This window comes from Natrononativus sp. DTA114, from assembly GCF_059736515.1.
Map to the genome: position 1 here is coordinate 86,063 of NZ_JCASSN010000001.1, position 23,681 is coordinate 109,743.

The 23,681-nt window shown below is 67.0% G+C and carries 26 protein-coding genes; 16 read left to right on the forward strand and 10 right to left on the reverse strand.

The genetic code is table 11. From position 1 onward, the window contains the following. The first annotated feature begins 93 nt into the window (after positions 1–93). The 3 genes from AC6I6S_RS00430 to AC6I6S_RS00440 all read left to right on the forward strand — a co-directional run bounded on the left by AC6I6S_RS00430 (position 94) and on the right by AC6I6S_RS00440 (position 1,490). Complete coding sequence (locus AC6I6S_RS00430; protein WP_497947741.1) at positions 94–663, forward strand: magnesium transporter; 570 nt, start codon at positions 94–96, stop codon at positions 661–663. Beyond that, positions 663–1,241 carry a magnesium transporter gene (locus tag AC6I6S_RS00435; protein WP_497947742.1) on the forward strand — a complete coding sequence of 193 codons (579 nt, stop codon included), beginning with the start codon at positions 663–665 and terminating at the stop codon, positions 1,239–1,241. Before AC6I6S_RS00430 ends, AC6I6S_RS00435 begins: the two co-directional genes overlap by 1 nt. A gap of 66 nt (positions 1,242–1,307) precedes the next feature. Continuing rightward, positions 1,308–1,490 (forward strand): DUF7550 family protein, encoded by a 183-nt coding sequence (locus tag AC6I6S_RS00440; protein WP_497947743.1) that lies wholly within the window; start codon positions 1,308–1,310, stop codon positions 1,488–1,490. 13 nt (positions 1,491–1,503) lie between these two features. Here the strand turns inward: AC6I6S_RS00440 and AC6I6S_RS00445 are convergent, their stop codons facing one another. Both AC6I6S_RS00445 and AC6I6S_RS00450 read right to left on the reverse strand, forming a co-directional pair. Next, positions 1,504–1,716: a ribbon-helix-helix domain-containing protein gene (locus AC6I6S_RS00445; protein ID WP_246969194.1), complete on the reverse strand. Its 213-nt coding sequence runs from the start codon at positions 1,714–1,716 to the stop codon at positions 1,504–1,506. Positions 1,717–1,854: 138 nt separating this feature from the next. After that, the gene (locus AC6I6S_RS00450) at positions 1,855–2,151 is read right to left on the reverse strand and encodes a hypothetical protein (protein ID WP_497947744.1); all 297 of its coding nucleotides are present in this window, start codon (positions 2,149–2,151) and stop codon (positions 1,855–1,857) included. A 215-nt stretch (positions 2,152–2,366) separates the two neighbouring features. On the opposite strand from AC6I6S_RS00450, the gene AC6I6S_RS00455 reads away from it, so the two are divergent. The 11 genes from AC6I6S_RS00455 to AC6I6S_RS00505 all read left to right on the forward strand — a co-directional run bounded on the left by AC6I6S_RS00455 (position 2,367) and on the right by AC6I6S_RS00505 (position 13,930). Next, complete coding sequence (locus AC6I6S_RS00455; protein ID WP_497947745.1) at positions 2,367–2,957, forward strand: sulfite oxidase-like oxidoreductase; 591 nt, start codon at positions 2,367–2,369, stop codon at positions 2,955–2,957. Between the two features lie 32 nt (positions 2,958–2,989). Continuing rightward, the gene (locus tag AC6I6S_RS00460; protein ID WP_497947746.1) at positions 2,990–4,321 is read left to right on the forward strand and encodes an isochorismate synthase; all 1,332 of its coding nucleotides are present in this window, start codon (positions 2,990–2,992) and stop codon (positions 4,319–4,321) included. Then, entirely contained in the window at positions 4,318–6,090 is a 1,773-nt protein-coding gene (menD, locus tag AC6I6S_RS00465; RefSeq protein WP_497947747.1) for a 2-succinyl-5-enolpyruvyl-6-hydroxy-3-cyclohexene-1-carboxylic-acid synthase, read from the forward strand. The genes AC6I6S_RS00460 and menD overlap by 4 nt, the downstream gene beginning before the upstream one ends. Before the next feature lie 67 nt (positions 6,091–6,157). Continuing rightward, positions 6,158–7,579: an amidohydrolase family protein gene (locus AC6I6S_RS00470; protein ID WP_497947748.1), complete on the forward strand. Its 1,422-nt coding sequence runs from the start codon at positions 6,158–6,160 to the stop codon at positions 7,577–7,579. A 92-nt stretch (positions 7,580–7,671) separates the two neighbouring features. After that, positions 7,672–7,893, forward strand: coding sequence for a hypothetical protein (locus AC6I6S_RS00475; RefSeq protein WP_497947749.1), 222 nt, complete (start codon positions 7,672–7,674; stop codon positions 7,891–7,893). 93 nt (positions 7,894–7,986) lie between these two features. After that, positions 7,987–8,874, forward strand: coding sequence for a 1,4-dihydroxy-2-naphthoyl-CoA synthase (locus AC6I6S_RS00480; RefSeq protein WP_497947750.1), 888 nt, complete (start codon positions 7,987–7,989; stop codon positions 8,872–8,874). 166 nt (positions 8,875–9,040) lie between these two features. Next, on the forward strand, positions 9,041–9,976 hold the full coding sequence (locus AC6I6S_RS00485) for a 1,4-dihydroxy-2-naphthoate polyprenyltransferase (protein WP_497947751.1): 936 nt from the start codon (positions 9,041–9,043) through the stop codon (positions 9,974–9,976). Further along, the gene (locus AC6I6S_RS00490) at positions 9,976–11,070 is read left to right on the forward strand and encodes a mandelate racemase/muconate lactonizing enzyme family protein (protein ID WP_497947752.1); all 1,095 of its coding nucleotides are present in this window, start codon (positions 9,976–9,978) and stop codon (positions 11,068–11,070) included. The genes AC6I6S_RS00485 and AC6I6S_RS00490 overlap by 1 nt, the downstream gene beginning before the upstream one ends. Then, positions 11,070–12,614, forward strand: a complete 1,545-nt coding sequence (locus AC6I6S_RS00495; protein WP_497947753.1) for a class I adenylate-forming enzyme family protein — start codon at positions 11,070–11,072, stop codon at positions 12,612–12,614. Before AC6I6S_RS00490 ends, AC6I6S_RS00495 begins: the two co-directional genes overlap by 1 nt. A 141-nt stretch (positions 12,615–12,755) precedes the next feature. After that, the gene (locus AC6I6S_RS00500) at positions 12,756–13,499 is read left to right on the forward strand and encodes an NRDE family protein (RefSeq protein ID WP_497947754.1); all 744 of its coding nucleotides are present in this window, start codon (positions 12,756–12,758) and stop codon (positions 13,497–13,499) included. Between the two features lie 65 nt (positions 13,500–13,564). After that, complete coding sequence (locus AC6I6S_RS00505; protein WP_497947755.1) at positions 13,565–13,930, forward strand: helix-turn-helix transcriptional regulator; 366 nt, start codon at positions 13,565–13,567, stop codon at positions 13,928–13,930. A 51-nt stretch (positions 13,931–13,981) separates the two neighbouring features. On the opposite strand, the gene gatA is transcribed toward AC6I6S_RS00505, so the two are convergent. Together gatA and gatC are read right to left on the reverse strand one after the other, a co-directional pair. Beyond that, positions 13,982–15,265, reverse strand: coding sequence for an Asp-tRNA(Asn)/Glu-tRNA(Gln) amidotransferase subunit GatA (gene gatA, locus AC6I6S_RS00510; protein WP_497947756.1), 1,284 nt, complete (start codon positions 15,263–15,265; stop codon positions 13,982–13,984). A 2-nt stretch (positions 15,266–15,267) separates the two neighbouring features. Continuing rightward, entirely contained in the window at positions 15,268–15,543 is a 276-nt protein-coding gene (gatC, locus tag AC6I6S_RS00515) for an Asp-tRNA(Asn)/Glu-tRNA(Gln) amidotransferase subunit GatC (protein WP_497947757.1), read from the reverse strand. A gap of 204 nt (positions 15,544–15,747) precedes the next feature. Between gatC and AC6I6S_RS00520 the strand changes: the two genes are divergently transcribed. Further along, entirely contained in the window at positions 15,748–16,728 is a 981-nt protein-coding gene (locus AC6I6S_RS00520; RefSeq protein ID WP_497947758.1) for a transcription initiation factor IIB, read from the forward strand. 101 nt (positions 16,729–16,829) lie between these two features. Continuing rightward, positions 16,830–17,000 carry a DUF7576 family protein gene (locus AC6I6S_RS00525; protein ID WP_497947759.1) on the forward strand — a complete coding sequence of 57 codons (171 nt, stop codon included), beginning with the start codon at positions 16,830–16,832 and terminating at the stop codon, positions 16,998–17,000. Positions 17,001–17,012: 12 nt separating this feature from the next. On the opposite strand, the gene AC6I6S_RS00530 is transcribed toward AC6I6S_RS00525, so the two are convergent. The 6 genes from AC6I6S_RS00530 to AC6I6S_RS00555 form a co-directional block, all read right to left on the reverse strand. Beyond that, positions 17,013–18,110, reverse strand: coding sequence for an asparagine synthase C-terminal domain-containing protein (locus tag AC6I6S_RS00530; protein ID WP_497947760.1), 1,098 nt, complete (start codon positions 18,108–18,110; stop codon positions 17,013–17,015). Next, entirely contained in the window at positions 18,107–18,793 is a 687-nt protein-coding gene (locus tag AC6I6S_RS00535) for a PHP domain-containing protein (RefSeq protein ID WP_497947761.1), read from the reverse strand. The genes AC6I6S_RS00530 and AC6I6S_RS00535 overlap by 4 nt, the downstream gene beginning before the upstream one ends. 54 nt (positions 18,794–18,847) lie before the next feature. Next, entirely contained in the window at positions 18,848–19,948 is a 1,101-nt protein-coding gene (locus AC6I6S_RS00540) for a Gfo/Idh/MocA family protein (protein ID WP_497947762.1), read from the reverse strand. Between the two features lie 141 nt (positions 19,949–20,089). After that, complete coding sequence (locus AC6I6S_RS00545) at positions 20,090–21,166, reverse strand: methionine synthase (RefSeq protein ID WP_497947763.1); 1,077 nt, start codon at positions 21,164–21,166, stop codon at positions 20,090–20,092. Next, positions 21,163–22,164 carry a 5-methyltetrahydropteroyltriglutamate--homocysteine methyltransferase gene (locus AC6I6S_RS00550; RefSeq protein ID WP_497947764.1) on the reverse strand — a complete coding sequence of 334 codons (1,002 nt, stop codon included), beginning with the start codon at positions 22,162–22,164 and terminating at the stop codon, positions 21,163–21,165. Before AC6I6S_RS00550 ends, AC6I6S_RS00545 begins: the two co-directional genes overlap by 4 nt. 105 nt (positions 22,165–22,269) lie before the next feature. Beyond that, on the reverse strand, positions 22,270–23,646 hold the full coding sequence (locus AC6I6S_RS00555) for an MATE family efflux transporter (protein ID WP_497947765.1): 1,377 nt from the start codon (positions 23,644–23,646) through the stop codon (positions 22,270–22,272). Between the last annotated feature and the right edge of the window lie 35 nt (positions 23,647–23,681).

Sequence of the window (23,681 nt, forward strand, 5' to 3'; positions counted from 1 at the left end):
AGCCGCCATCGTCGTATCGCGACCTACCCGTGATCGTCGTTCCGAGAGAGACCATCCCAGTACATTTACCATGGTTCTGAGAAAGTCAGTACTATGAGCTACCGCGACGAGTTCTGGTCGATCTATCGAGAGGCGATCCCGATCCTGTTGCTCGCACTCGGTGGCGGACTCTTCGCCGGCCTGGTTCTCGAGGAACTCCTCGAGAGCGTCGAACGCTTTCCCGGCCTGCTCGTGATGGTGCCGGTGTTTCTCGCCACCCGCGGCAACGTCTACGGCGCACTCGGTGGGCGAATCTCGAGCGGACTCCACCAGGGGTTGATCGAACCGCGCTTTGAGTGGAACAAGCGGCTCGTCAACGCGGTTATCGCCTCGTTCGTCAACGGGATCACCATCTCGATCGTCATCGGGTTCATCTCCTGGGGCGCACTCGAGGTCCTCGGCCGCGAAGCCGCCGCCCTGTACGAACTCGTCGGAATCATGCTGATCGCCGGCGTGTTGACGTCGGTGATCCTGATCTTTGGGCTGCTCCTGTTGATCTTCGCCGGCTACAAACTCGGCTACGATCCCGACAATCTCGTCGGTCCCGTCGTCACCACCCTCGGTGACATCTTTGGCATGCTATTCCTGCTGATCGCGGTGCTCACAGTCGAGGTGATGATGTGATGCAAGTTCCCCAGGGCTCGCTCGGCTCGTGGTCGGCGAAGAGCATCGTCAGGAACATGCTCCCGCTGCTGGTCGTCCTCTCGGTCATCGTCCTCTGGGCGGGGATCACGCTCGAGGACGCGGAGGACATGTTGAACGAGTACGGCCTCCTCGCGATCATGGTGCCGGTGATGGTCGACATGGGCGGCAACCTGGGTGCGATCCTGAGTTCCCGACTCTCGACCCGGTTTCACCTCGGGACCACGAAGTTCGATCCTCGTGACCAGGTGCTCTGGGGGAACGTCCTGGCGATCCTGGCGCTCGCGCTCACGATCTTCACCGCACTCGCGGCGGGAACCTGGCTGATCGGACAGTTCGTCGGCGGTGCGCTTCCCCTGTCGACGCTGCTCGTGATCTCGCTGGTGAGCGGGCTCTCGATCGCCGTCATCGCGGTGGTCTTCAGCTTCGCGGCGACGTACGCCTCCTATCAGCTGGGAATCGACCCCGACGACACGACGATTCCGATCGTTACCAACGTCGTCGACGTCTTCGGGATGGTCATCTTCATCGGGGTCTCCGCCTGGATGCTCGGATTTTGAGGGGGGCGTCCGCTCGACGGAACCGCAGTAGGAGGGCTTAAGTTCTCGACTCCGGAACCACCAGGTATGGCAGACGACACCGAACCCGCCCAGGATCACGACTCGGCCGCCGACGTCGGACACGATCTCGAGGCCGAACGGACGACCGCGCCGATGAGCGAGTACACGAGCCGCGACGTCGGCGTCGGCGCGGTCGTCACGCTCGTGGGACTGCTCGTCGCGTTCGGTATCCCGTTACTCGCGTTCTGAAAAGGAAAGCCGATTAGAAGACGTACTCGTCGTCGTGGCCCATCATCCCGTCGTCTTCGAGGCCGGGCTCTTCTTCGTCCATCGGACCACTGGTCTTGTACGCCTTGATCCCCGTCGACAGGAGGTCTTCGATGGCCTCTTCGCGGTTGACGAACTCGCCACGCTCGACCATCTGGGCGATTTGCATCTCGAGGTGCTCGGGTATCGTGATCTCTACTTTCGGCATCTGATTCGGCTTTCGGCGAGGGGGTATTTAACTTTGACGGGGATACATACCGGTCGGAACGGCGGCTAACGGACCGAAAAAGCGACGGCGGCTCGAGGGTCCGAACCGAACGAAGATGGTCGCAGCCGGTGTCGATCGTTACTTATTGCCCATGACGGAGTCGATCGCGTTTCGAAGCGTCGTCCCGGGCTGGGTTATCATTTGAAGCTGGCGCCGCATCCGTCGCTGGTTGAAGTAGCCCGCGAACGCGAGGATCGTCGGCGGCCACAGGCCGACGAACAGTCCTCGCTGCCGGTCGCCGCGAACGAAGAAGTAGTACCACGAGAGGCCGACCGATGCCGCTGCAGCGAGCGCTGCGGGTCCGAGCGCCTCCTGTCCCATCTCCCGCGCCTGTCCGGGCATCTGCTCTTCCTGTTGAGTTTGCTTTGTCGCCATGCGGTCACACTCCACCACGAGACAGTACTTCGGTATAGCGAGCGTTTCGAGTGGTATGTCGAGATTAGCTCGAACGCGTGACTGTTCCGGACCGTTTCGGCCCGCTTCCCGTCGGGACAATCACTCCGTTCGGCTTCGTTCACCATCGACGCGAGGGCGAACCCTAACACGCTCGAGAGCGGTACACATACAGTCGCGCGGGCCAACCTCCGGCTATGAAAGACGTCACTGACCTCTATCGCGAGTTCGGCGACGATCGGCTCCCGCCGGGACAGCGCGAGACGTCGAAGTTCCCGGTGCTCTCGAAGAGCGGTACCCCGGGGTGGGACCCCGAGACGTGGGAGTTCACCGTCACTGGCGCCGTCGACCGAGAGCTGTCGTTCTCCTGGGAGGAGTTTCGGGAACTTCCGAGCGAAACCCAGCGACAGGACTTCCACTGCGTCACCGGCTGGAGCAAGTTCGACTGCGCGTTCACCGGCGTTCCGTTCCCCGAACTCGCCGAACGGGCCGGCGTCGCGGACGATGCAGTCCACGTCATATTCTCCGCGCTCGACGACTACACGACCGACCTGCCCCTCGAGGACTGCCTGCGCGAGGAGGTACTGTTCGCCTGGGCGTTCGACGACGAACCGCTCGCCCGCGAGCACGGCGGCCCGCTGCGGGTGGTCACCCCTCACCGGTACGCCTACAAGGGCGCGAAGTGGGTCGACGGCGTCGAATTCCTCACGGAACCCGAACTCGGCTACTGGGAGCGGCGAGGCTACTCCGAGACGGCGGATCCCTGGCAGGAGGAACGATATAGTTAGGCTGAAGGCGCCTCCGTCCTGAACTGCGTTCGATGGAGCGATCGTCGGGCGGTCGTGGAGAGGCGGCGAACGTATCGGTCAGCGGCGCCGACCTGGTGGGCCGGAGTTGCGAACTCGAGGACGTCTCCTTCGGTGCGGTTCTCGACGCCGCCGACGGGGCACGCGTCCAGTGGACGACCCCCGACGGCCTCGAAATCGTCGGCTGTGGCGTGGCTGCCAGCGTCGATGCGGCCGGCCCCTCCCGCTGCCGGCGGGTTCGCAACGCGGCACGCCGAGTTTTCGACGGCCTCGAGCACGACGGACCGCCCGTAGCCCGGCCGCGGGCGTTCGGCGGCCTCTCGTTTCACGACGGACACGAGCCTGCACCACCCTGGGACGGGTTCCAGGCCGCGTCGTTCGTCGTCCCCGGCGTGCAGGTCACACGCGACGACGCGAGCACCTGGCTTACCGTCGTCACTGACGAGGGTGACGCCGACGCCCGTCTCGAGCGGTGGCGAAACCGGCTCGACGAGTTACCCGCGATGCGCCCGAGCGGCACTAGCCCGGGCGTTGCCGCGACCCGACGGACGACGAGCCGCGAGGAGTGGGTCGACCAGGTGGAAACGGCCCTCGAGCGCATCGACGGCGGCGACCTCGAGAAGGTCGTCCTCGCGCAGGCGCTGGCGGTCGATCTCGAACGCCCGCTCGACGTCCCGGCGACGCTCGAGCGGCTTCGCCGGCGGTATCCCAGCTGCTATCGGTTCCTGTTCGAAGGGCGCGCCGGCGCCACGTTCTTCGGCACGCCGCCGGAGCGCCTCGTCGTGAAGCGCGGACACACCGTCGAGACCGAGGCGCTCGCTGGATCGGTTCCCCGCGGGGAAACCCCAGAAGCGGACGACGAGTACGTCGAACGGATGGTCGACAGCGAGAAGTTCCAGCGCGAACACGGGCTCGTCGTCGATTCGATCCGCCAGCAACTCGAGGCGCTCACGGACGAGGTCACGGTCGCCGAGCAGACGATCCGACGGCTGGCGACGATCCAGCACCTCCGGACGCCGATCGAGGCTACGCTCGAGACGGAGCGCCACGTTCTCGAGTTCGTCGAGGCGTTACACCCGACACCGGCCGTCGGCGGCGTGCCGCCCGAGGCGGCCTGGGAGACGATCAGGGGCGTCGAAACGTTCGACCGGGGCTGGTACGCCGCCCCGATCGGCTGGTTCGACGCCGCGGGCGACGGCGAGTTCGCCGTCGGTATCAGGTCGGGCGTCGCGACCGACGACCGGGTGACGCTGTTCGCCGGCAACGGCATCGTCGCCGACAGCGATCCCGACGAGGAGTGGGAGGAAGTACAGCTGAAGTTCCGCCCGATCCTCGACGAGCTATGACCGTCCCGAACAGAGCGACGCTGTGGGGGCGCGTACTCGCCGACGAGCTATCGAAGGGCGGACTCGGGGCCGTCTGTCTCGCCCCGGGGAGCCGATCGACGCCGCTGACGGTCGCCTTCGCGCGTCACCCGGAGATCGAGGTCTTTTCACACCTCGACGAGCGCTCTGCGGCCTACTTCGCACTGGGTCGGGCGCGGCGAACGGGGGAGCCGACGGCTCTCGTCTGTACCTCGGGGACGGCGGCGGCGAATTTCCATCCCGCGGTGATGGAGGCCGACCGGGGGCGAGTTCCCCTGCTCGTGCTCACCGCGGATCGACCAGCCGAACTCCGCGACACCGGCGCCAACCAGACTGTCGATCAGGTGAAGCTGTACGGCGACGCCGTGCGCTGGTACGCGGAACTGCCGGAGCCGGAGGCGGAGGAACGAAAAGTGCGGTCACTGCGGACGACCGCCGCCCGCGCGCTGGCCGAGACGACTCACACGCCGGCGGGACCGGTTCATCTCAACTGCCCGTTCCGGAAACCGCTCGAGCCGACCGAGGTTCCCGGCGACGTTCCCGAGGCGTTCCTCGAGACGCTCTGTGCCGAGGGGCGGGAGGGACCGTTCGTCGAGACGACGACGGGCCGGTCGGTGATCGACGAGGGGGTTCGAGAGCGGGTCGCGACGGCGCTCGAGCGCGCAGACCGACCGCTGCTGGTCGCCGGGCCGGCCGATCCGGCCGGCGAGAGACCGGACCCCGCACGCGTGACGGCGCTCGCGGCGACGGTCGGTGCGCCCGTGCTGGCCGACCCGCTTTCGGAGCTTCGGTTCGGCCCACACCTCGAGGACGAGGAGGTCGTCTGCGGCGGCTACGACGCCTACATCGACGCGGTTCCCGATCCGGACGTCGTCCTCCGGTGGGGGGCGTCGCCGACGTCGAAACCCCTGCGCCACGCCCTGCGGGACGCCGACCCCCGGCAGTTCCTGCTCGATCCAGCCGGCGGCTGGCGGGAGGCGACGTTCACCGCAACCGATCTGCTCGCGGCGGAACCCGGTCCGTTCCTCGAGTCGCTCTCGGACGAACTGACGGGAGGGTGCGCGGAACCGCTTGAGACGGGGTGGCTCGAGCGGTTCCAGAGTGCAGAGCGACGACACTGGGAGCGCCGCGACGAGGCCCTCGAGCCGGCGAGCCTCGAGCGCGACCCCTTCGAGGGCGCGGTGCTCGCGACGGTGCTCGAGAACGCGCCGGACCCGGCGACGGTCTTCGTCTCGAACAGCATGCCGATCCGGAACGCGGATCGGTTCGCCCGGCCTCGAGCGACCTCCCTCTCCGTCCTCGCGAACCGGGGAGCGAGCGGGATAGATGGAATCGTCAGCACGGCGCTGGGCGCGGGGAGTGCTACCGACGACCCGCTCGTGCTCGTCACCGGCGACCTCGCCTTCTACCACGACATGAACGGCCTGCTCGCGCTCGAGCGCTGCGGCGTCGACGCGACGGTCGTTCTGATCAACAACGACGGCGGCGGCATCTTCCACATGCTCCCGATCGAGGACCACGACCCGCCGTTTACCGATCAGTTCAAGACGCCCCACGGACTCGACTTCGAGCCGACCGAGGGGTTGTACGGTCTCGCGTTCGAGCGTGTCGATCTCTCCGACTTCGAGGCGGCGTACCGCGACTCCCTCGAGCGGTCGGGGACGCAGGTGCTCGAGGTGGGCTTCGACGCCGAGGCCAGCCACCGCGTGCGGGAGGGGTTCGTCCGCGACGTGAGCGACGGGACGGACTGATAACCGCTGGAAACGTTCGGATTGCTGAGACGCGATGACTTTTAGGCCGTCCGGCCGAGCCCCGAGTATGGACCTCGCAATCGTCGACACCGTCGCGCTGACGATGCGCGACGACGGACTCGGTGCGCTCGAGAACGCCGCGATCGGCGTCGAAGACGGGGAAATCACGTACGTCGGCTCAGTCGACGCCTTCGACGGGAGCCCGGACCGAACGATCGACGGCTCGGGGACGCTAACGCTGCCGGGGCTGGTGAACGTCCACGCTCACACGGGACTGACGCTGCTTCGCGGCGGCGCACAGGATGTCCCCGAGATCGAGTGGATGAACCGCACACTCGGCCCGCTCGCGGAGGCCATGGACGCCGACGACCACGTGGCCGGTGCGAGACTCGGGGTTCTCGAGGCGCTCTCCTCGGGGGTGACGACGATGGGCGAGTACGCGGCGAACGTCGAGCGCCTGGTCGAGGAGGTGTACGATCCGATGGGCGTCCGAGTGGTCGCGACCGAGACGATCAACGCGGTGTCGGAGTCGAAAGGCGATCTCGGCCCGGACGATCCGTATCCGCTCGATCCCGTGAAGGGGACGGACGCGCTCGAGCGAAACGAGGAACTGTTCGACACCTACGCGGATCACGACCGGGTGTCCGCCCTCTACGGTCCGCAGGCGCTGGACATGGTGCCCCCGGAACTGCTCGCCGAGATCCGTGATCGGGCGGCGCGCCACGACCGCGGGATCCACATGCACGTCGCCCAGGGCGACCGCGAGCGCCGCCAGGTCGAGGCCCGGTACGGTGACGGCGAGACGACCGTCGGCGTCCTCGAGGAGCTGGGTCTCGCGTCGAACCGGCTGCTCGCCGCCCACCTCCACGGCGCATCGGCCGACGAGCGCCGCCGGCTCGCCGACGCCGGGGTCAGGATGGCCGCCTGCTCGAGTTCGATCGCGGCGATCGACGGCGTGACGCCGCCGCTGTGTGAGTTCCGCGAACACGGCGGCGTCGCCGGAATCGGAACCGACCAGGCGCCCGGGCCGGGCGGCCACGATTTCCTGCGAGAGCTTCGAACGACCGCGATGCTCTCGAAGACCGATCGAGGCGATCCGACGGCGTTTCCGGCTCCCACGGCTCTGCGCGTCGCCACGATCGGGGGCGCGCGGGCACTCGGGATCGACGACCGGGTCGGCTCGCTCGAGGAAGGAAAGCGAGCGGACGTCGCGGTATTCGACCTCGAGACGGCCACGACCGCGCCCGTGGTCTCGGAGCCGCTGTACACGGGCGTTCCGAACGTCGTCTACGGCGCGAACGGCGGCATCGTCGACACCGTGCTGGTCGAGGGACGGGTCGTCGTAGACGGCGGCGGCGTGACGACGGTCGACACCGACGCCGTGCTCGAGACGGCGAACGAGCGCGCCGCGGACGTGTTCGCCGCTGCGGCCGACGACTGGCGCGAGGCGGGGTCCGCTCTCGTCGGAACACTGGATTTCGATCGGTAAGCGAACGGTACACCGTAATATCCATTGGATATGTACAATGGTGGAGAAAGTCATACACGTTTATGTAACGGTTCGTGGTAGACCGGCCCGCTATGGTAGAAAAGACTCGCCGTCGGTTCGTTGGAATGGTTGGAGCGACCGCGCTGACGATTGGAATCGCGGGCTGCGGTGACAACGGCGAGGGCGGTGGCGAGGTCGACGACGATGACCTGGCTGATGCGGCTGATGAGGCGGCTGACGCCGCCGACGATATCGCCGATGAAGCCGACGACATGGCCGACGATATGGGTGACAACGACTCCGACGACAGCTGAACGGCGTTGGTCGATCGACGCCATAATTTTTGAATCGCACCGGATCGGGACACGACGAGAACCTATTTGACCGTCAGGTCCGGAACCACGGCTATGGTATCGGAAACGTTCGACCCCGATCGGTGGGAGCCGGTCGAGGGGTTCGACTTTCGTGATCTCACCTACCACCGCGCGGTCGACTCGGGCACCGTCAGAATCGCCTTCGACCGCCCCGAGGTCCGCAACGCGTTCCGGCCGGGGACCGTCGACGAACTGTACGACGCGCTTGACCACGCCAAACGCCAGACAGACGTCGGCTGTGTGTTGCTGACCGGGAACGGCCCCTCGCCGAAGGACGACGGCTGGGCGTTCTGCTCCGGCGGCGATCAGTCGATCCGGGGCGAAGCGGGCTACGAGTACGAGGGTGACGAAGAACGGGCCTCGGAAGCCGGACGGCTCCACATCCTCGAGGTCCAGCGGTTCATCCGTCACATTCCGAAGATCGTGGTCTGCGTGGTGCCGGGGTGGGCGGTCGGCGGCGGCCATTCGCTGCACGTCGTCTGTGATCTCACGCTCGCGAGCGAGGAGCACGCGAAGTTCCTCCAGACCGACCCCGACGTCGGGAGCTACGACGCCGGCTTCGGTTCGGCCTACCTCGCCCGCCAGATCGGCCAGAAGAAGGCGCGCGAGGTGTTTTTCCTCGGCAAGACCTACTCCGCCGAGGAAGCCGCGGAGATGGGGATGGTCAACGAGGCCGTCCCCCACGAGGAACTCGAGGACGTCGCCCTCGAGTGGGGCCGCGAGATCAACGCGAAGAGCCCGAACGCGATGCGGATGCTCAAGTACGCGTTCAACATGGCCGACGACGGCTTCGTCGGCCAGCAGGTGTTCGCCGGCGAGGCCACCCGACTTGGCTACATGACCGACGAGGCCCAGGAGGGCCGCGACGCGTTCAACGAGGGTCGCGATCCGGACTTCTCGGAGTACCCCTGGCACTACTGAGCGGGGTTCGGGCTGAGGCCTCCTCGAGCGAGCGGGTCCGGGCGCGTTCGAGCGGATCCTGTCGACGTCCGGGCTCTCGAGCGGATCCTGGTTCTTCATGGTCGAACTGTTGATCCCGATGGTGTAATGCCAACGTTGACACTCCCCCGTGTTGGAGACTCGAGTAATGACGACGGCAGAGGTCTCTCGGACGAAGGCGTGGCTGATGGCCGCGCGGCCACAGACGCTCCCCGCAGCGGCGGCGCCCGTCATCGTCGGCACGGGGCTCGCGGTACACGAGGGGGTGTTCGCACCGCTGCCGGCGCTACTGGCGTTCGTCGGCGCGGCGCTGATCCAGATCGGGACCAACTTCGCGAACGACTACTACGACGCGGTCAAGGGGGCGGATACCGACGAGAGGGAGGGGTTCACGCGGGTCACCCAGTCGGGGCTCATCGCGCCCGAGCGGGTCAAACTCGCCACGATCGTCACCTTCGGACTGGCGATTCTCTCGGGCACCTATCTCGTCTACGTCGGCGGCGTCCCGATCCTCGTGATCGGTCTCGTGAGCGTTCTCTGTGGCTGGGCCTACACCGGTGGCCCGTACCCGCTGGGCTATCACGGCCTGGGTGATCTGTTCGTGTTCGTCTTCTTCGGCATCGTCGCCGTGATGGGCACGTTCTACGTCCAGGCTGCGGCCGTCGAGGCCGCCCCGTTGACGACGACGATCCCGCCCGGAACCGTCACCCTCGGGGCGTTCGCCGCGAGCCTCCCCATCGCCGGTATTTCGACGGCGATTCTCGTCGTGAACAACGTGCGGGACCGGGAGACCGACGCCGAAACCGGGAAACACACCCTCGCGGTTCGGCTCGGCTACCGGGCGAGTCGTCTCGAGTTCACCGCCCTGCTCGCGCTCGCATACCTCACGCCGCTGTGGTTCTGGGTGGCGACGGACGCCGGTGCGGCGGTGTTGCTCCCGCTGCTCTCGCTGCCCTACGCCGCCCTGATCGCGCGCACCGTCTGGACCCGAACCGACGGGACCGCACTGAACCCCGCTCTCGAACAGACCGGAAAGCTGCTCGCGCTGTACGCGGCGCTGTTCGCGCTCGGGTTGGTGGTGTGATGAACTCCGATTCGAACCCCGATGCCGACCACGACGTCGATCTCGCGTTCGAGTCGCGATCGTTCAGCCTCCCGCTCTCCCGCCCCCTCGAAACCGCCCACGGCACGATCGAGAGCCGCGAGGGAATCCTCGTCCGACTCACCGACCGGGCCGATGGCACGGCCGGACTCGGGGAAGCGACGCCGCTTGCGGGGTGGACCGAATCGCTGTCAGACTGCGAGGCGGCCCTCAAGCGAGCGGGCGCAGCGGTCGACGACGGGGCTGGGCCGGAGGCGGCTCTCGAGGCCGTCGACGGTTCGGTCGCCGCGCGCCACGGCCTCTCGCTCGCGCTGGCTGATCTTCAGGCCACCCGGGAGGCGACGCCGCTGTACCACCTGCTCGGTCAGCCGACGCGAACCGGTCGCGTCCCCGTAAACGCCACCATCGGTGCCGGCACCCCCGAGGAGGCGGAAGCCGCGGCCCGAGACGCCGTCGACGTCGGGTTCGGCTGTTGTAAGCTGAAAGTCGGCGTGCAGTCGCTCGAGACCGACCTCGCACGCGCCCGCCGAGTCCGTGCGGCCGTCGGCGAGGAGGTGGAACTCCGCGTGGATGCAAACGGCGCGTGGACGATCGACCAGGCCGAACGGGCCGTCGACGCGTTCGCGGACCCCGACCTCGACGTCTCGGTGCTCGAGCAGCCGCTGCCGGCGGGGGCGCTCGAGGGCCACGCCGCCCTCCGGGGTCGGGGCGTCTCGATCGCCCTCGACGAGGGACTGCTCGAGCACGGCGTCGACGAACTCTGTCGCGTCGGTGCGGCCGACGCCGTCGTTCTAAAGCCGATGGCGCTGGGCGGGGTGGACATCGCCAGAGAGGTCGCCGCCTGGGTCGCCGAGTTCGATCTCGAGGCGATCGTAACCACGACGATCGACGGCGTCGTCGCCCGGACCGCGGCGGTCCACCTGGCGGCAGCGATTCCCGAGGTGCCCGCCTGCGGGCTGGCGACGGGAAGCCTCCTCGCCGAGGATCTCGGACGGGATCCGGTGTTGTTCGAGAAGGGAGCGGCCGTCGTCCCACAGGCGAAGGGTCTTGGCGTTTCGGGAGTGTGGAACGAGTAATGCGAACGCCGGTCGACTGGCCGACTGCGGATCTCCTGACGCATCGAGCGCGAGCGACACCCGAACGGACGGCGATTCTCGACGCCGATGCGGACGACGCCCTGACCTACCGGGAGTTCGACCGGCGGGCCGACTACGCGGCGATCGGCCTCGAGGAAACGAGCGGAGGCCGAATCGGGTTTCTGCTCGGTACGGGTCTCGAGTTCGCGACCGTCTTCTACGGGGCGATGCGGACCGGAACGACGGTCGTCCCGTTGAATCTCGAGGAGACGACGAACGAACTCGCGGCGAAGATCGCCCGACTCGACCTCGACGGTCTCGTCTGCGAGCGGGAGGCGGAGGGGCTCGCGGTGGACCTCGCGGATCGGAGCGCACTCGAGTCCGTGCTGTCGACGGAGGAGCCGAGCGCCGGCGCCGTCGAGCCGCTGTACGGGGCGGTGAATAGACGGGGTATCTCCCCGGTGACACTCGAGCGCGAGGACACCCAGCTGATCCTGTTCACCTCCGGCACTTCTGGCGAGCCGAAAGCGGTGCGGCTGACGGTGGGCAACCTCGTCGCCAGCGCGACGGCATCCGCGTTCCGGCTGGGCGTCCTCCCCGACGACCGCTGGCTGTGCTGTCTCCCGATGTACCACATGGGCGGGCTGGCCCCCGTGATCCGCAGCGCGCTCTACGGAACGGCCGTCGTCGTTCAGCGCGAATTCGAGGCCGAGGCGACCGCGCGCGTGATCGACGAGTACGGGATCACGGGCGTCTCGCTGGTGCCGACGACCCTGAAACGTGTCCTCGAGGGCGGGTGGTCGTCCCCCGAGCATCTTCGGTTCGTCCTGCTGGGCGGGGCACCGGCCTCGAGCGATCTGCTCGAGCGCTGTCGCCGTCGCGGCGTTCCGGCCTACCCGACCTACGGGATGACCGAGACGGCTTCGCAGATCGCAACTGCGACGCCCGAGCAGGCGGCGACCCACGAGGGAACCGTCGGCCAGCCGCTCGTGTTCACCGATGTCACGGTCGTCGATGACGACGGATCTCCCCTGGGGGCGGGTGAGGCGGGCGAACTCGTCGTCTCGGGACCGACGGTAACGCCGGGCTATCTCGAAACCGACCGGACGGACGCGGCGTTCGGCGAGTACGGGTTACACACCGGTGACGTCGGCTACCGCGACGAGGACGGGCGGCTGTGGGTGCTCAATCGTCGCTCGGACCGGATCATCACCGGTGGCGAGAACGTCGATCCGGGCGCGGTCGTCGGCGTCCTGCGGGCCCACCCCGCCGTCGAGCAGGCTGCGGTCGTCGGACTCCCCGACGAGGAGTGGGGCGAGTGCGTCGCCGCGCTGGTCGTTCTCGAGGCGGAAGCCGAAACCGGCGAATCGACGCTCGAGGCGATCCGCGCGCACTGCCGCGACCGACTCGCGGGATTCAAGCGACCGAAAACGGTCGAGTTCGCCGACGACCTTCCCCGTACCGCCTCGGGAACCGTCGACCGCGAGGCGGTGCGAACCGCCCTGCGAGAGCGGGGCGACGACGCGAGCGAGCGTCGTGACTGAGAGGCTGTCGACACCTGCTCACGATCCGCCCCGCTGTGAGCCGTGTGTAGACCGTTTCAGTTGGTGCGGTAACCGTGGCCACAGTCCCCGGTTCGGTGTAACGAAGCAGGGTTAAAATCGCTGGAACTCCTTACTCGAGTCGTGTGCACGCTCACGCTCGCCTGGCAGGTCTTCGACGAGACGCCGGTCGCGGTCGCAGCCAACCGCGACGAAGCAGTGGATCGACCGGCCGACCCGCCGGACGTCTTCCGCGCCTCCCCGCTCGTGATCGCCCCGCGGGACGCAGAGGCCGGTGGAACCTGGGTCGGCGTCAACGAACACGGCGTGTTCGCCGGCATCACGAACCGCTGGACCGAAACGGATCTGGCCGGCGAGCGCTCGCGTGGTCTGCTCGTCGCCGACGTCCTCGAGATGACGTCCGCGGCCGACGCGGCGGCCCACGTCGAACGCGCCACGGAGAAGAACGAGTACGACGGGTTCAACCTCGTGGTCGCCGACGCCGTGGACGCGGTTCACCTCGGCTGGGACGGCTTGCTGTCGCGAACCGAGTTCGACCCCGGCGTCCACGTCGTGGTCAACGTCGGCTTCGACGAGTCGTTTACGCTGCCGACCGACCGGCGCGAACTCGGCGAGGAGCAGGCCGAAAACGCCCGGGCGGTCCGGGCGGCACTCGAGCCCCGGTCCGACGAGAACGCCGAGGGGTGGCTCGAGCGAGCCGGTGAGGTGCTCGCCGACCACGAGTACGGCGTCTGTATTCACGGCGACGGCTTCGGCACGCGGTCGTCGTCGCTGCTCTCGATCGGCCGGGAAACTCGCTACGCGTTCGCTGACGGCCCGCCCTGTCGGACGAGCTACGAGCCCGTCGGGATCGAAGGGCAGTTTTAAGCGGTTCGCCGTACGCCATCTGGTATGGACGCACGCCTGCCCGGAGCGGTTAGCACGGTCGAGAGGTGGTCGCCGTGAGCGCATCGCCCCCTGTCGCCGAAGCGGATCTCACCGAGGACGAGCTGGCGGGCCTCGAGCTCGTTCGGGAGACGGGTGGGATTCACCAGAGCGACTTCTGGAAGGAACTCGACGTCTCCTCGCGCAAGGGGAGTCGCATCGTCGAATCGCTCGTCGAGAAGGAACTGGTCGATCGAGATCGGGCGGTGTACCAGGGCCACAACACCTACTACATCTCGCCGACGGCACGGGATCTCGACTTCACGCTGCTGATGGCCGGCGACATGCTCTCGCCGTTTATCGGCGAGGAGGAGGTCGACCCCAACAGCGACGCCTTCTCGCAGTGGATCATGAACCTGGCCTACCAGGAGTAGCGTCAGAAACCGCCGTGGTCGATTTTCGCGCGAGTCCGAGGCGATCAGTCGCTACTCGAGCGCGCTCGCCGCTCGAACGATCGTCTCCTCGCCGAATGCGGAACCGATGAACTGCATCCCGACTGGGAGGCCGTCGCTTTCGCCGGCCGGAACCGAAATCGCCGGGAGATCCGCGAGGTTCACCGGCACCGTGTTGGCGTCGGCGAGGTACATTTTGAGGGGGTCCTCGAGACTCTCGCCGAGTTCGAACGGCGTCACCGGCATCGTCGGCGAGGCGAGGACGTCGGCATCCGAGAGCGCCCCGTCGAAGTCCTGTTTCACCCAGGCGCGGGCGTCCTGGGCCTTCTTGTAGTACTTGTCGTGGTAGCCCGCAGAAAGGGCGTACGTACCGAGCAGGATGCGGCGTTTGACCTCGTCGCCGAACCCTTCCTCGCGGACGCGACCGAAGACGTCGTTCCAGTTGCCGCCGGACTCCTCGCCCGCCTCCGCCGGGTCGAGGCCGTAGCGCACCCCGTCGAACCGCGCGAGGTTCGAGGAGGCTTCCGACATCGCGATCACGTAGTAGGCCTCGACGGCGTGCTCGACGGAGGGGAGGCTCACCTCATGGTACTCTGCCCCCTGGGCCTCGAGGTCGGCGAGGGCGTCCCAGAACGTCTCGACGACGCCCTCGTCGGCGCCCTCGAGCAGTTCGGTCGGCACCCCGATCTGCAGCCCGTCGACGGCGCCGTCGGCCGCGGCTGCGTACTCGGCCTCGTCACCAGCCTCTCGGGACGTTCCGTCGCGCTCGTCGCTGCCGGCGATCACGTCGAGCAAGCCGGCGGCGTCCTCGACGGTCGGGGCGAGCGGGCCGATCTGCTCTAAGCTGTTGGCGTAGGAGACGAGGCCGTAGCGGGAGACGAGTCCGTAGGTGGGTTTGATGCCGACGACGCCGCAGAACGCGGCGGGACAGCGAATCGAACCACCGGTGTCGGAGCCGAGGGCGAGGTCGGCCTCGCCGGCGGCGACCGCCGCCGCGGAACCGCCGGAAGAACCGCCGGGGACGTGACCGGGAGCGGCGGGGTTGTCCGTCTCGCCGAAGTACGAGGTCTCGGTGGTCGTCCCCATCCCGAACTCGTCCATGTTCGCCTTTCCGACGATGGTCGCGCCGGCGGATTTCAGGCGCTCGACGACCGTCGCGTCGTACGGCGGCACGTACTCCTCGAGCATCCGCGAGCCACAGGTCGTCCGGACGCCCGCCGTCGAGATGTTGTCCTTGACCGCGACGGTCGTCCCGGAAAGCGGGCCGTCGTCTGCAGCCTCGATCGTCTCCTCGGTAATGAAGATATTTGCCGACATGATCAGGACACGTTGGGGCCTTTGAAGTACCCGTCCTCGGTCTCCGGGGCGTTTCGCAGCGCCTCCTCGTCCAGGCACGGCCGCGTCTCGTCCGGGCGCATCACGTTGACGAGGTCGGCCTCGCGGTCGACCGCCGGCACCTCGTCCAGCGTCTCGAAGTACTCGAGGATCTCCGCGAACTGGGCGGCGAATCGGTCGACCTCGTCGTCGTCGAGACCGACCCGAGCCAGCGCCGCGACGTGGCGAACCTCCTCGGGATTGACGGCGTCGTCGCTCATATGCACCCCCACCGGCCTGTGGGGAGTAAGGGTTTCGATACCGTCGGAACACCGCGGGCGGCGATTTACCCAAACGGCAGAGTTACAGCCCCTCCACACGTTTCAGAAGTTCATATCGTCTGTAAACCACAGTATTTAAGTGGCGATCGACCGTAGACTAGGCACGGTAGCGAGTTTTCCAGCGCACCCCGACTATCCAGAAAAATGACAGATTCCCCCATCCGAACTCGGACGAGTCAGCAGCGCACGGCTGAGACGCTCGAGTCGGAAAACTCGAGCGAAGAGTCGACGGTCCGTTGTCCGGAGTGCGATGGCCGGTTGGTAAACGACGCAGAGCACGGCGAAACGGTCTGTGAGGACTGCGGGCTCGTCGTCGACGAAGGCGAGATCGACCGCGGGCCGGAGTGGCGCGCGTTCGATTCGGCCGAGAAAGACGAGAAGAGCCGCGTCGGTGCCCCCACCACGAACATGATGCACGACCAGGGGCTCTCGACGAACATCGGCTGGCAGGACAAAGACGCCTACGGCAAGGCGCTGAGTTCACGCCAGCGCCAGAAGATGCAGCGCCTGCGCACCTGGAACGAGCGCTTTCGCACCCGCGACTCCAAGGAACGCAACCTCAAGCAGGCCCTCGGCGAGATCGACCGCATGGCAAGCGCCCTGGGACTGCCGAAAAACGTCCGCGAGACGGCGAGCGTGATCTACCGTCGGGCGCTCGAGGACGACCTCCTTCCAGGGAGATCGATCGAAGGCGTCGCGACGTCGTCGCTGTACGCCGCCGCCCGCCAGGCCGGCACTCCACGAAGCCTCGACGAGATTTCGGCGGTCAGCCGCGTCGAGAAGGACGAGATCGCCCGCACCTACCGCTACGTGGTGCGCGAACTCGGCCTCGAGGTCCAGCCCGCCGACCCGGAGAGCTACGTCCCGCGTTTTGCGAGCGACCTCGAACTCTCCGACGAAACCGAACGGCGCGCCCGCGGGCTGTTGAAGACGGCCAAAGAAGAGGGTGTCCACAGCGGCAAGTCACCGGTCGGGCTGGCTGCCGCATCGGTGTACGCCGCGGCGTTGCTCACCAACGAGAAGGTGACCCAGAACGACGTCAGCGAGATCGCCAACATCTCCGAAGTGACCATCCGCAACCGCTACCACGAGCTGCTCGAGGCCGAAGAGGGCGCACTCGCCTGAGTAACAAACTGCGACCGATCGGTACTCCGTCACCATCGACCGGATCATAATACATAAATTTTGACTATTGTCCCGGACCGATTCGCCGCTCCCTGTGAGTTATGAGCGGCATAACCAAGGTCGATATTCTCGAGGCGAAGAGTATGAACTGCGACAACTGTGCGACGAACGAGGGGATTGCGTACACGCTGACGACGTACGTCGAGAGCGAATCGGACGAGCGGATCGATCTCCACTTTTGCTCGACGGACTGCCTCCGCGTCTGGACGTGAGTACGCGCCGTCTCAGGACGGACCGGCGGCGAGCAACGATTCGACGTATCTCGTGACGTGGTCGTCCATTCGACGCTTGTAGCCCGCCTGTCTGGCCAGTCGATCGAGTTCGCGGGCGACGAGGCTCCCGTACTGCACCGCCTTTTTGTCCCGGAGCGCGACCGTCTCGGGCAGGTAGTCGGCTGCCACCTGGCGAAGCGCACGCTTTCGCATCGAGTCGTCGGCGAGTAGTTCCGAGGGAAGCGACAGCGCCGCCTCGACGACCGAATCGTGAAGCAACGGTGCGACCGGGTCGACGCCCGCGGCCTCGAGGGCCAGCACGTCCCGAGGCAGTTGCTCGGGAAGTGTCCGAATCTGTTCGCGAACGGCGCCCCTGACCGTGTCCGCCGCGACGCGGTGGTCGAGTTGGACGACCTTCTCGTAACCGCCGAACAGTTCGTCGGCTCCCTGGCCCACCGCCAGCGCGTCGAACCCGTCGGCCGCGACGGCTTCGGCGACGAGATACAGCGGCAGGGCGATCTGTACGTCCATCGCGTTCGTCCGGCCGATCGCGCCAGCCACCGTCGGGACGGCCCGCTCGAGGTCCGCCGGCTCGAGGGAAACGACGGTCAGGTCCCGCCCCATCGCGTCGGCGGCGGAGCGGGCGGCCTCGACGTCGTGGCTGTCCGGAAAGCCGACGACGTACAGCGGCGCGTCGAGGAGTTCGGCGACCAGCGCGGAATCGACGCCGCCTGAAAAGGCGACGGCGACGGACCCGGGTTCGGCGACGGCGTCCTCGGTCGCCGTTCGGATCGCGTCGTCGACCGCCTCGAGGGCGACCTCGTGGTCCGTTTCCGCCTCCGGATCGGGGAGAGTCCAGGCGCGGCGGCCACCGTCGGCCCCGCGGACGTAACCAGCGGGAAACAGCGAGGGGTCCTCGAGATCGCCCGGGCGAAACGCCCACGCCGGCTCCGCCCCCGGAGCGCCCTCGACGAACAGCGGGACGCGCCCGAGCACGTCGCGGACGAGTCGCCCTTCGAGGTCGCCGGCGAACCCGGTCGTTCCGGGGAACGGATCGGCCGTCTCGAGTGCCCGACGGACGACCGACTCGCTCGCGCCACAAACGGTCATCCCAACAGCTCCGCGATCCGGCTCTTCACGCGGCGTTTCGCGCCGCCGGCGGCCTGTCTGAAGCTGATCCGCCACGGAGTGCGCTTTCCTTCGACCGAGGTTTCGCCGGCAGCGATCGCCTCGAGGATCGCGTCCGCGCTCCGTTCGGACGCCCCGACGCGGGTGACCGCCTGGCCGACCATCTCGCTGATGTGGGCGTCGCTGCCGGCGGTCATCGGCAGATCGCGATCGCGGGCGAAGCGTTCGGCCTGGCGGTTCGCCCGGCCGGTGAGCAGTCGGGAGTTGTAGACCTCGATGGCGTCGGCCTCGGCGAGTTGGTCGCGGCTGATGCGGGTCATCACGCCGTGGCGCGACTCCTGAAACGGGTGGGGGACGACGGCGATCCCGCCCTGCGCACGGATTGCCTCAAGGGTCGATTCGTAGGAGAGTCCCGGCGGGATCGATCGCTCGACACCCAGACCGAGTATGTGGCCCGCCTTGCTCGAGATTTCGATCCCCGGAATGCCGACAAGACCGTAGTCGGGCGCCCGTTCGACGAGTTCGAGACTCGCGTCGATCTCGTCGTGATCGGTGATCGCGACCGCATCGAGGCCGACGGCTGCGGCCTGTTCTAGGATGAGATCGACGGGATCGCGGCCGTCGTAAGAGAGCGACGAGTGGACGTGGAGTTCGACCGACAGCACGGTCTCTCCTTCGTTCGGACGGATGAAAAATAGCTCGATACCGCGGTCAGGGGCCTACTCGAGAGTCATCCACTCGCCCCGATCGTCGCTCTCCTCGATCGCGGCGAGGACGCGCTGGGCCGCGAGGCCGTCCTCGAAACTCGGTTCGAACGCTCCGCCAGCTGCGACGGCCGAGAGGAACTCGTAGTTCTCGTGGACGAACGTGTGCTCCCAGCCGATGACGTGGCCCGGCGGCCACCAGTGGTCGACGTAGGGGTCGTCCTCGTCGGTCACGAGTATCGTCTCGTAGCCGCGGTCGCCCTCTTTGAGGAGTTCGAGTTCGTTCAGGCGCTCGAGGGAGAATCGCAGACTGCCCTTCGATCCCTGGATCTCGATCGTGTGATCGTTCTTGTGGCCGGTCGCAAACCGCGAGGCCTCGAGCGTGCCGACGGCGCCGTTTTCGAGTTCGATCTGGGCGGTGTAGGCGTCGTCGACGGTGACCGGTCGCGTTTCGTTCGCTCCTTCGACAGGCCGCTCGTCGACGAACGTTTTCAACTGACCGCTGACGCGCTCGATCTCGCCGAGAAGGAACCGCACGAGATCGACGGTGTGGGCGCCTAGATCGCCCAGCGCGCCCGATCCCGCCATCTCCTCGTCGTTGCGCCAGGACCACGGCGCCTCGGGGTCGACCAGCCAGTCCTGGAGGTAGCGCCCGCGGACGTGGTGGATCTCGCCGAGTTCGCCCCGCTCGAGCAACTCCTTCGCGTACTGGATCGCGGGCACGAACCGGTAGTTGAACGCACAGCCGTTGGGGACGCCCGCGTCCCGGGCCGCCTGAGCCATCTCCTCGGCCATTTCGAGCGTCGGCGCGAGCGGTTTCTCACAGAAGACGGGGGTGTCGGCCTCGAGGGCGGCGATGGAGGGTTCTGCGTGGACGTGGTTCGGCCCGAGGTTGTAGAAGGCGTCGACCTCGTCGATCACGTCGCGCCAGTCGGTAGAAATCGATGCGAACCCGAGTTGGTCCGCTGCGTCGGCCAGCGCTTCCTCGTCCCGACCGACGAGGACGCTTCGTTCGACGTCCGGTGCGTCGGGGAAGAACATCGGCAGTCGCGCGAGCGCGTTGGCGTGGGCCTTTCCCATGAACCGATAGCCGAGGACTCCGATCTCGAGGGTCATACCGAACGCTTCACCACAGATGTAGTTAGGAGTTTCCGTCGCGCGAGGAGTGAGCACAGGCTGCGCGCGCGTGAATGGCGGTGCTTACACGACGGCAATCGTTCGAGCCCGAAAGTCGCCGGCGAAAGGAGTTCGGCGCGGTCAGTCGTCTGCGGGGGTGGGCGCACTTCGTTCGACCTCGATCTCACCCGCGTCGAGGGCTGCTTCGACGTTGCGGGCCGCTTCGACCATGTTCGCCATCTTGCCGTAGGCGACCTCGCGAGGCAACAGCTTCACGCCGCAGTCGGGCGAGACGACGAGCTGTTCGGGTGGAACGACCTCGAGTCCCTTCGTGATATTCCGTTCGATCTGCTCGACGGACTCGACCTCGGCGACGTGGGCGTCGGTGACGCCGAGTGCGAGATCCTTCGTGAAGGCGGGGTCTTTGAACACGTCGAGCTGGTCGTAGTCGCCGTTCGCGAGTTCGAGGTCGAACTCGTCGACGGGGAACTCGAGGATTTCGGGGTAGATCCGGGAGTAGTCGCCGTAACAGACGTGGAGGCCGACGCGGACCTCTTCTGGGATCTCGTCGACGATCCGCTCGAGACAGCCGCCGACGATGGCGTGGTCGTCGGGGGTGGTCGCCAGCGCGGGTTCGTCGATCTGGATGTAACGGGCGCCGGCCTCGACGAGCTTCTCGATCTCCTCGTTGACGAGGTCGGCGAGGTCGTAGGCGAGCGCCTCGGTGTCCTCGTAGGCCTCGTTGAACGACCAGTTGGCGAGCGTGTAGGGACCGGTGATCGGTACCTTCACGGGGCGGTCGCTCGCCTCAGCGGTGAACTCGTACTCGTCGACGAGCCAGGTTTCGTCGTAGGCGACCTCGCTCACGACGCTGGGTTTGTCGAAGTAGTTGTGACCCCAGACCTTGACGGGGCCGTTGAACTCGTAGCCGTCGATCCGGTGGGCGAAGTACTCGACCATCTCGGTCCGGCGCATCTCGCCGTCGACGACGACGTCGAGTCCGGCCCGCTCGTGTTCGTCGGTGATGAGCCGGGAGGCGTCGTCTTTCGCCTCCTGCCAGTCGCCGTCGTCGAACTCGTGGTCCGGGTCCTCGTACAGTTCCTTCGCTCGGTTGAGCCACTTCGGCTTGGGGTAGGAGCCGACGACGGTCGTCAGCAGGAAGTGGTCGTTCGGGTGCGCTGCGGGTCGGAACTGGTCTTTGTTTTCGTTCGTGGTCATGCGGTGTTCACCTCGGTGAGCGCCGCGGCCTCCGCAAGCGCCTCGAGTTTCGCCTCGAACTTGCTGTAGGGCAGGTAGAACGTCTCGGTGTTGGTCGTCAGATAGGCGGTGTCGAACTCGGCGACGGGAAGCTGGTCGAACACCCAGCCGGCGCGGTCGCGGATCGCTTCGGGGTCCTCGACCAGCGTGTTCTGGCCGTCGGCCAGCCCCAGTGCGATGTCTCCCTTCGTCCCGTACTCCTGGATGTTGTAGAGGTTCTCGTCCTGGTTCGCGACGAAGTCGAACCCGACGGCCTCGAACTCGGCGTCCAGCAGGTGGGCGTAGACTTTCTCCTCTATGGCGCCCCAGTAGCTGTGGACGACGACGTCGGCGTCAGTCGCTGCCGCCACGGTGTCGATAGCCTCGCTAGCGCGCTCGTCTTCGCCCTCTTCGGGCGGGTTCTCGACGAGCGAGGGCTCGAGGAGGAACAGCGTCTCGTGGTCGGGGAACGCCTCGAGTTCGCCGGCGAGGAACTCGGCGATCGCCGCCAGGAAGTCGGCCTCGTCGCCGTAGTGGTTGTCCGTCGCGAGGTCGGCCAGCGAGTACGGGCCGGGAAGCACCGCCTGGAGGACCCCCTCGTTGGCGGCCGTGGCGGCCTCGAGTTCGCTCGCGACGTCGCCCGAAAAGCCGAGCTCGTCGGAGACGACCGGTTCGCGGTAGAAGTTGTTGTTGTCGTAGTAGCGGACGATTCCGCGGGTTTCGACGGCGTCGTGAACCGCGAGCGGGTGTGCGAGCATGTCGTCCCAGCGAAGCTGTCCCTCGGCGATTCGGTCGAGACCGACCGCGTGCTGGCGGTCGATCACTTCGGCGCGCGCCTCGTCGTAGACGCCGGTGATCGCCTCCCCCTCGTCGCCGCTCACGAGGTCGTGTTTCTGGTGGCCCTTCAAGTTCGACAGATCGTCTTTCGCCCAGTCCGGGAGCGGGAACAGCCCCGGTGTGGTCGAGACGTACTCGGTCATGCGTACGCCGAGCTAAGCTATGCCGACGCTTAATATTTACCATATCAAAAAATACTTCACAGTAATTCTTATCGAATCGATTCGAGCCGCCGGTCGTGCCGCCCATCACTGCCTTTCGGCGTCGGCCCGCTCTTCCATCATACTCGCGGCCGTCTTCGCCCAGTTCCCCCAGCGGAAGCCGGCAGCGACGACCACTGCCCAGCAGACGTACGAGAGCACGATTCCGGCGTAGACACCGGGAAGTCCGTAGCCCAGGACGATTCCCGCGACGTAGGAGACACCGAGCATGACCCCGAACGCCCCAACGAACCGCGCGTAAAACGGCGTCCGGGTGTCGCCCGCACCCCGCAATGCCCCTGCCAGCGGGAAGAAGATCCCGAAGAAGAGCATCGAAACGCCGAACACGCGGGTGAACTCCGCCGCGTAGCCGATTGTCGTCGGATCCTGCGTGAAGATCCGCGCCAGCGGTTCGGCGGCGACGAACAGAACGACGCCGCAGAACCCCAGGGTGATGACGCCGAGGGCCAGAATGGCGTGACCGGCGAACCGCGCCCCGTCGGGATCGCCCTCGCCCAGCGTCTGCCCGACGATGATGCTCGAGGCGGTGCCGAACGAGCGGTATAGCGGCCCGGTGAGTTGCTGGTAGATCCGCCGGCCGATATGGTAGGCGGCGTTCACTTCGGTACCGAACAGCAACAGGAGCGCGTTGAACGGGAAGTTCGCAATCGACGTGCTCATTCCCTCGGCGAAGTTCGGAGCGCTCACGGCGACGAGCTGTCGGGCGATCGTGGTATCGGTCGACGGGACGAGCGACGGCCGCGTCCGCTCGTGGGCGATCGTGCCGACGATCGCGACGGCTTCGGCCGTTCGACTGACGGCTGTCGCGATCCCGACGCCGACGATACCCAGCTGTGGGGCGATCCAGACCCCGAGTCCCAATCCGACGGTCAGCAGAATGTTGAGTACGTTCGCCCCGCCGTTGACGACCATCGGCGTCCGCGTATCGCCGGTTCCCTGTAACGAACGGGCGCCGACGATCCCGACGATCCGCATCGGCGCCGCCGCGAAGACGAGCGTCAGGTAGAGCCCGCCCAGCCGAACGACCTCCGACTCCGCGCCGAGGGCGGCGATGAGGGGCGGACCGGCCAGTAGACCGAGGAGGACGAACGGAACCCCACAGCAGAATCCGATCACCAGCGCCTGCGTGATGGCCGCGTCGCGGGTTCGCTCCGCGCCACGACCGGTGTCCTGACTCGAGAGTGCGATCGCACCCGTTCCGAGGCCGAGGCCGACCCGCAGCGGGATCTGCGCGTAGAGGTCGGCGAGGCCGACCGCGGCGACCGCCGCCGGCGAGAACAGCCCGGTGACGACGATGTCGACGGTCCGCATCAGCGTGTTGAGCGTCTGCTGGACGGCGATCGGCCAGCCGAGCGAGACCGTCCGCCGCCAGATACCGAACAGCCGACCCCGAGAACCGGTCATCCGTCTCATCGGACGGCTACCGAAGAAAACAGGCT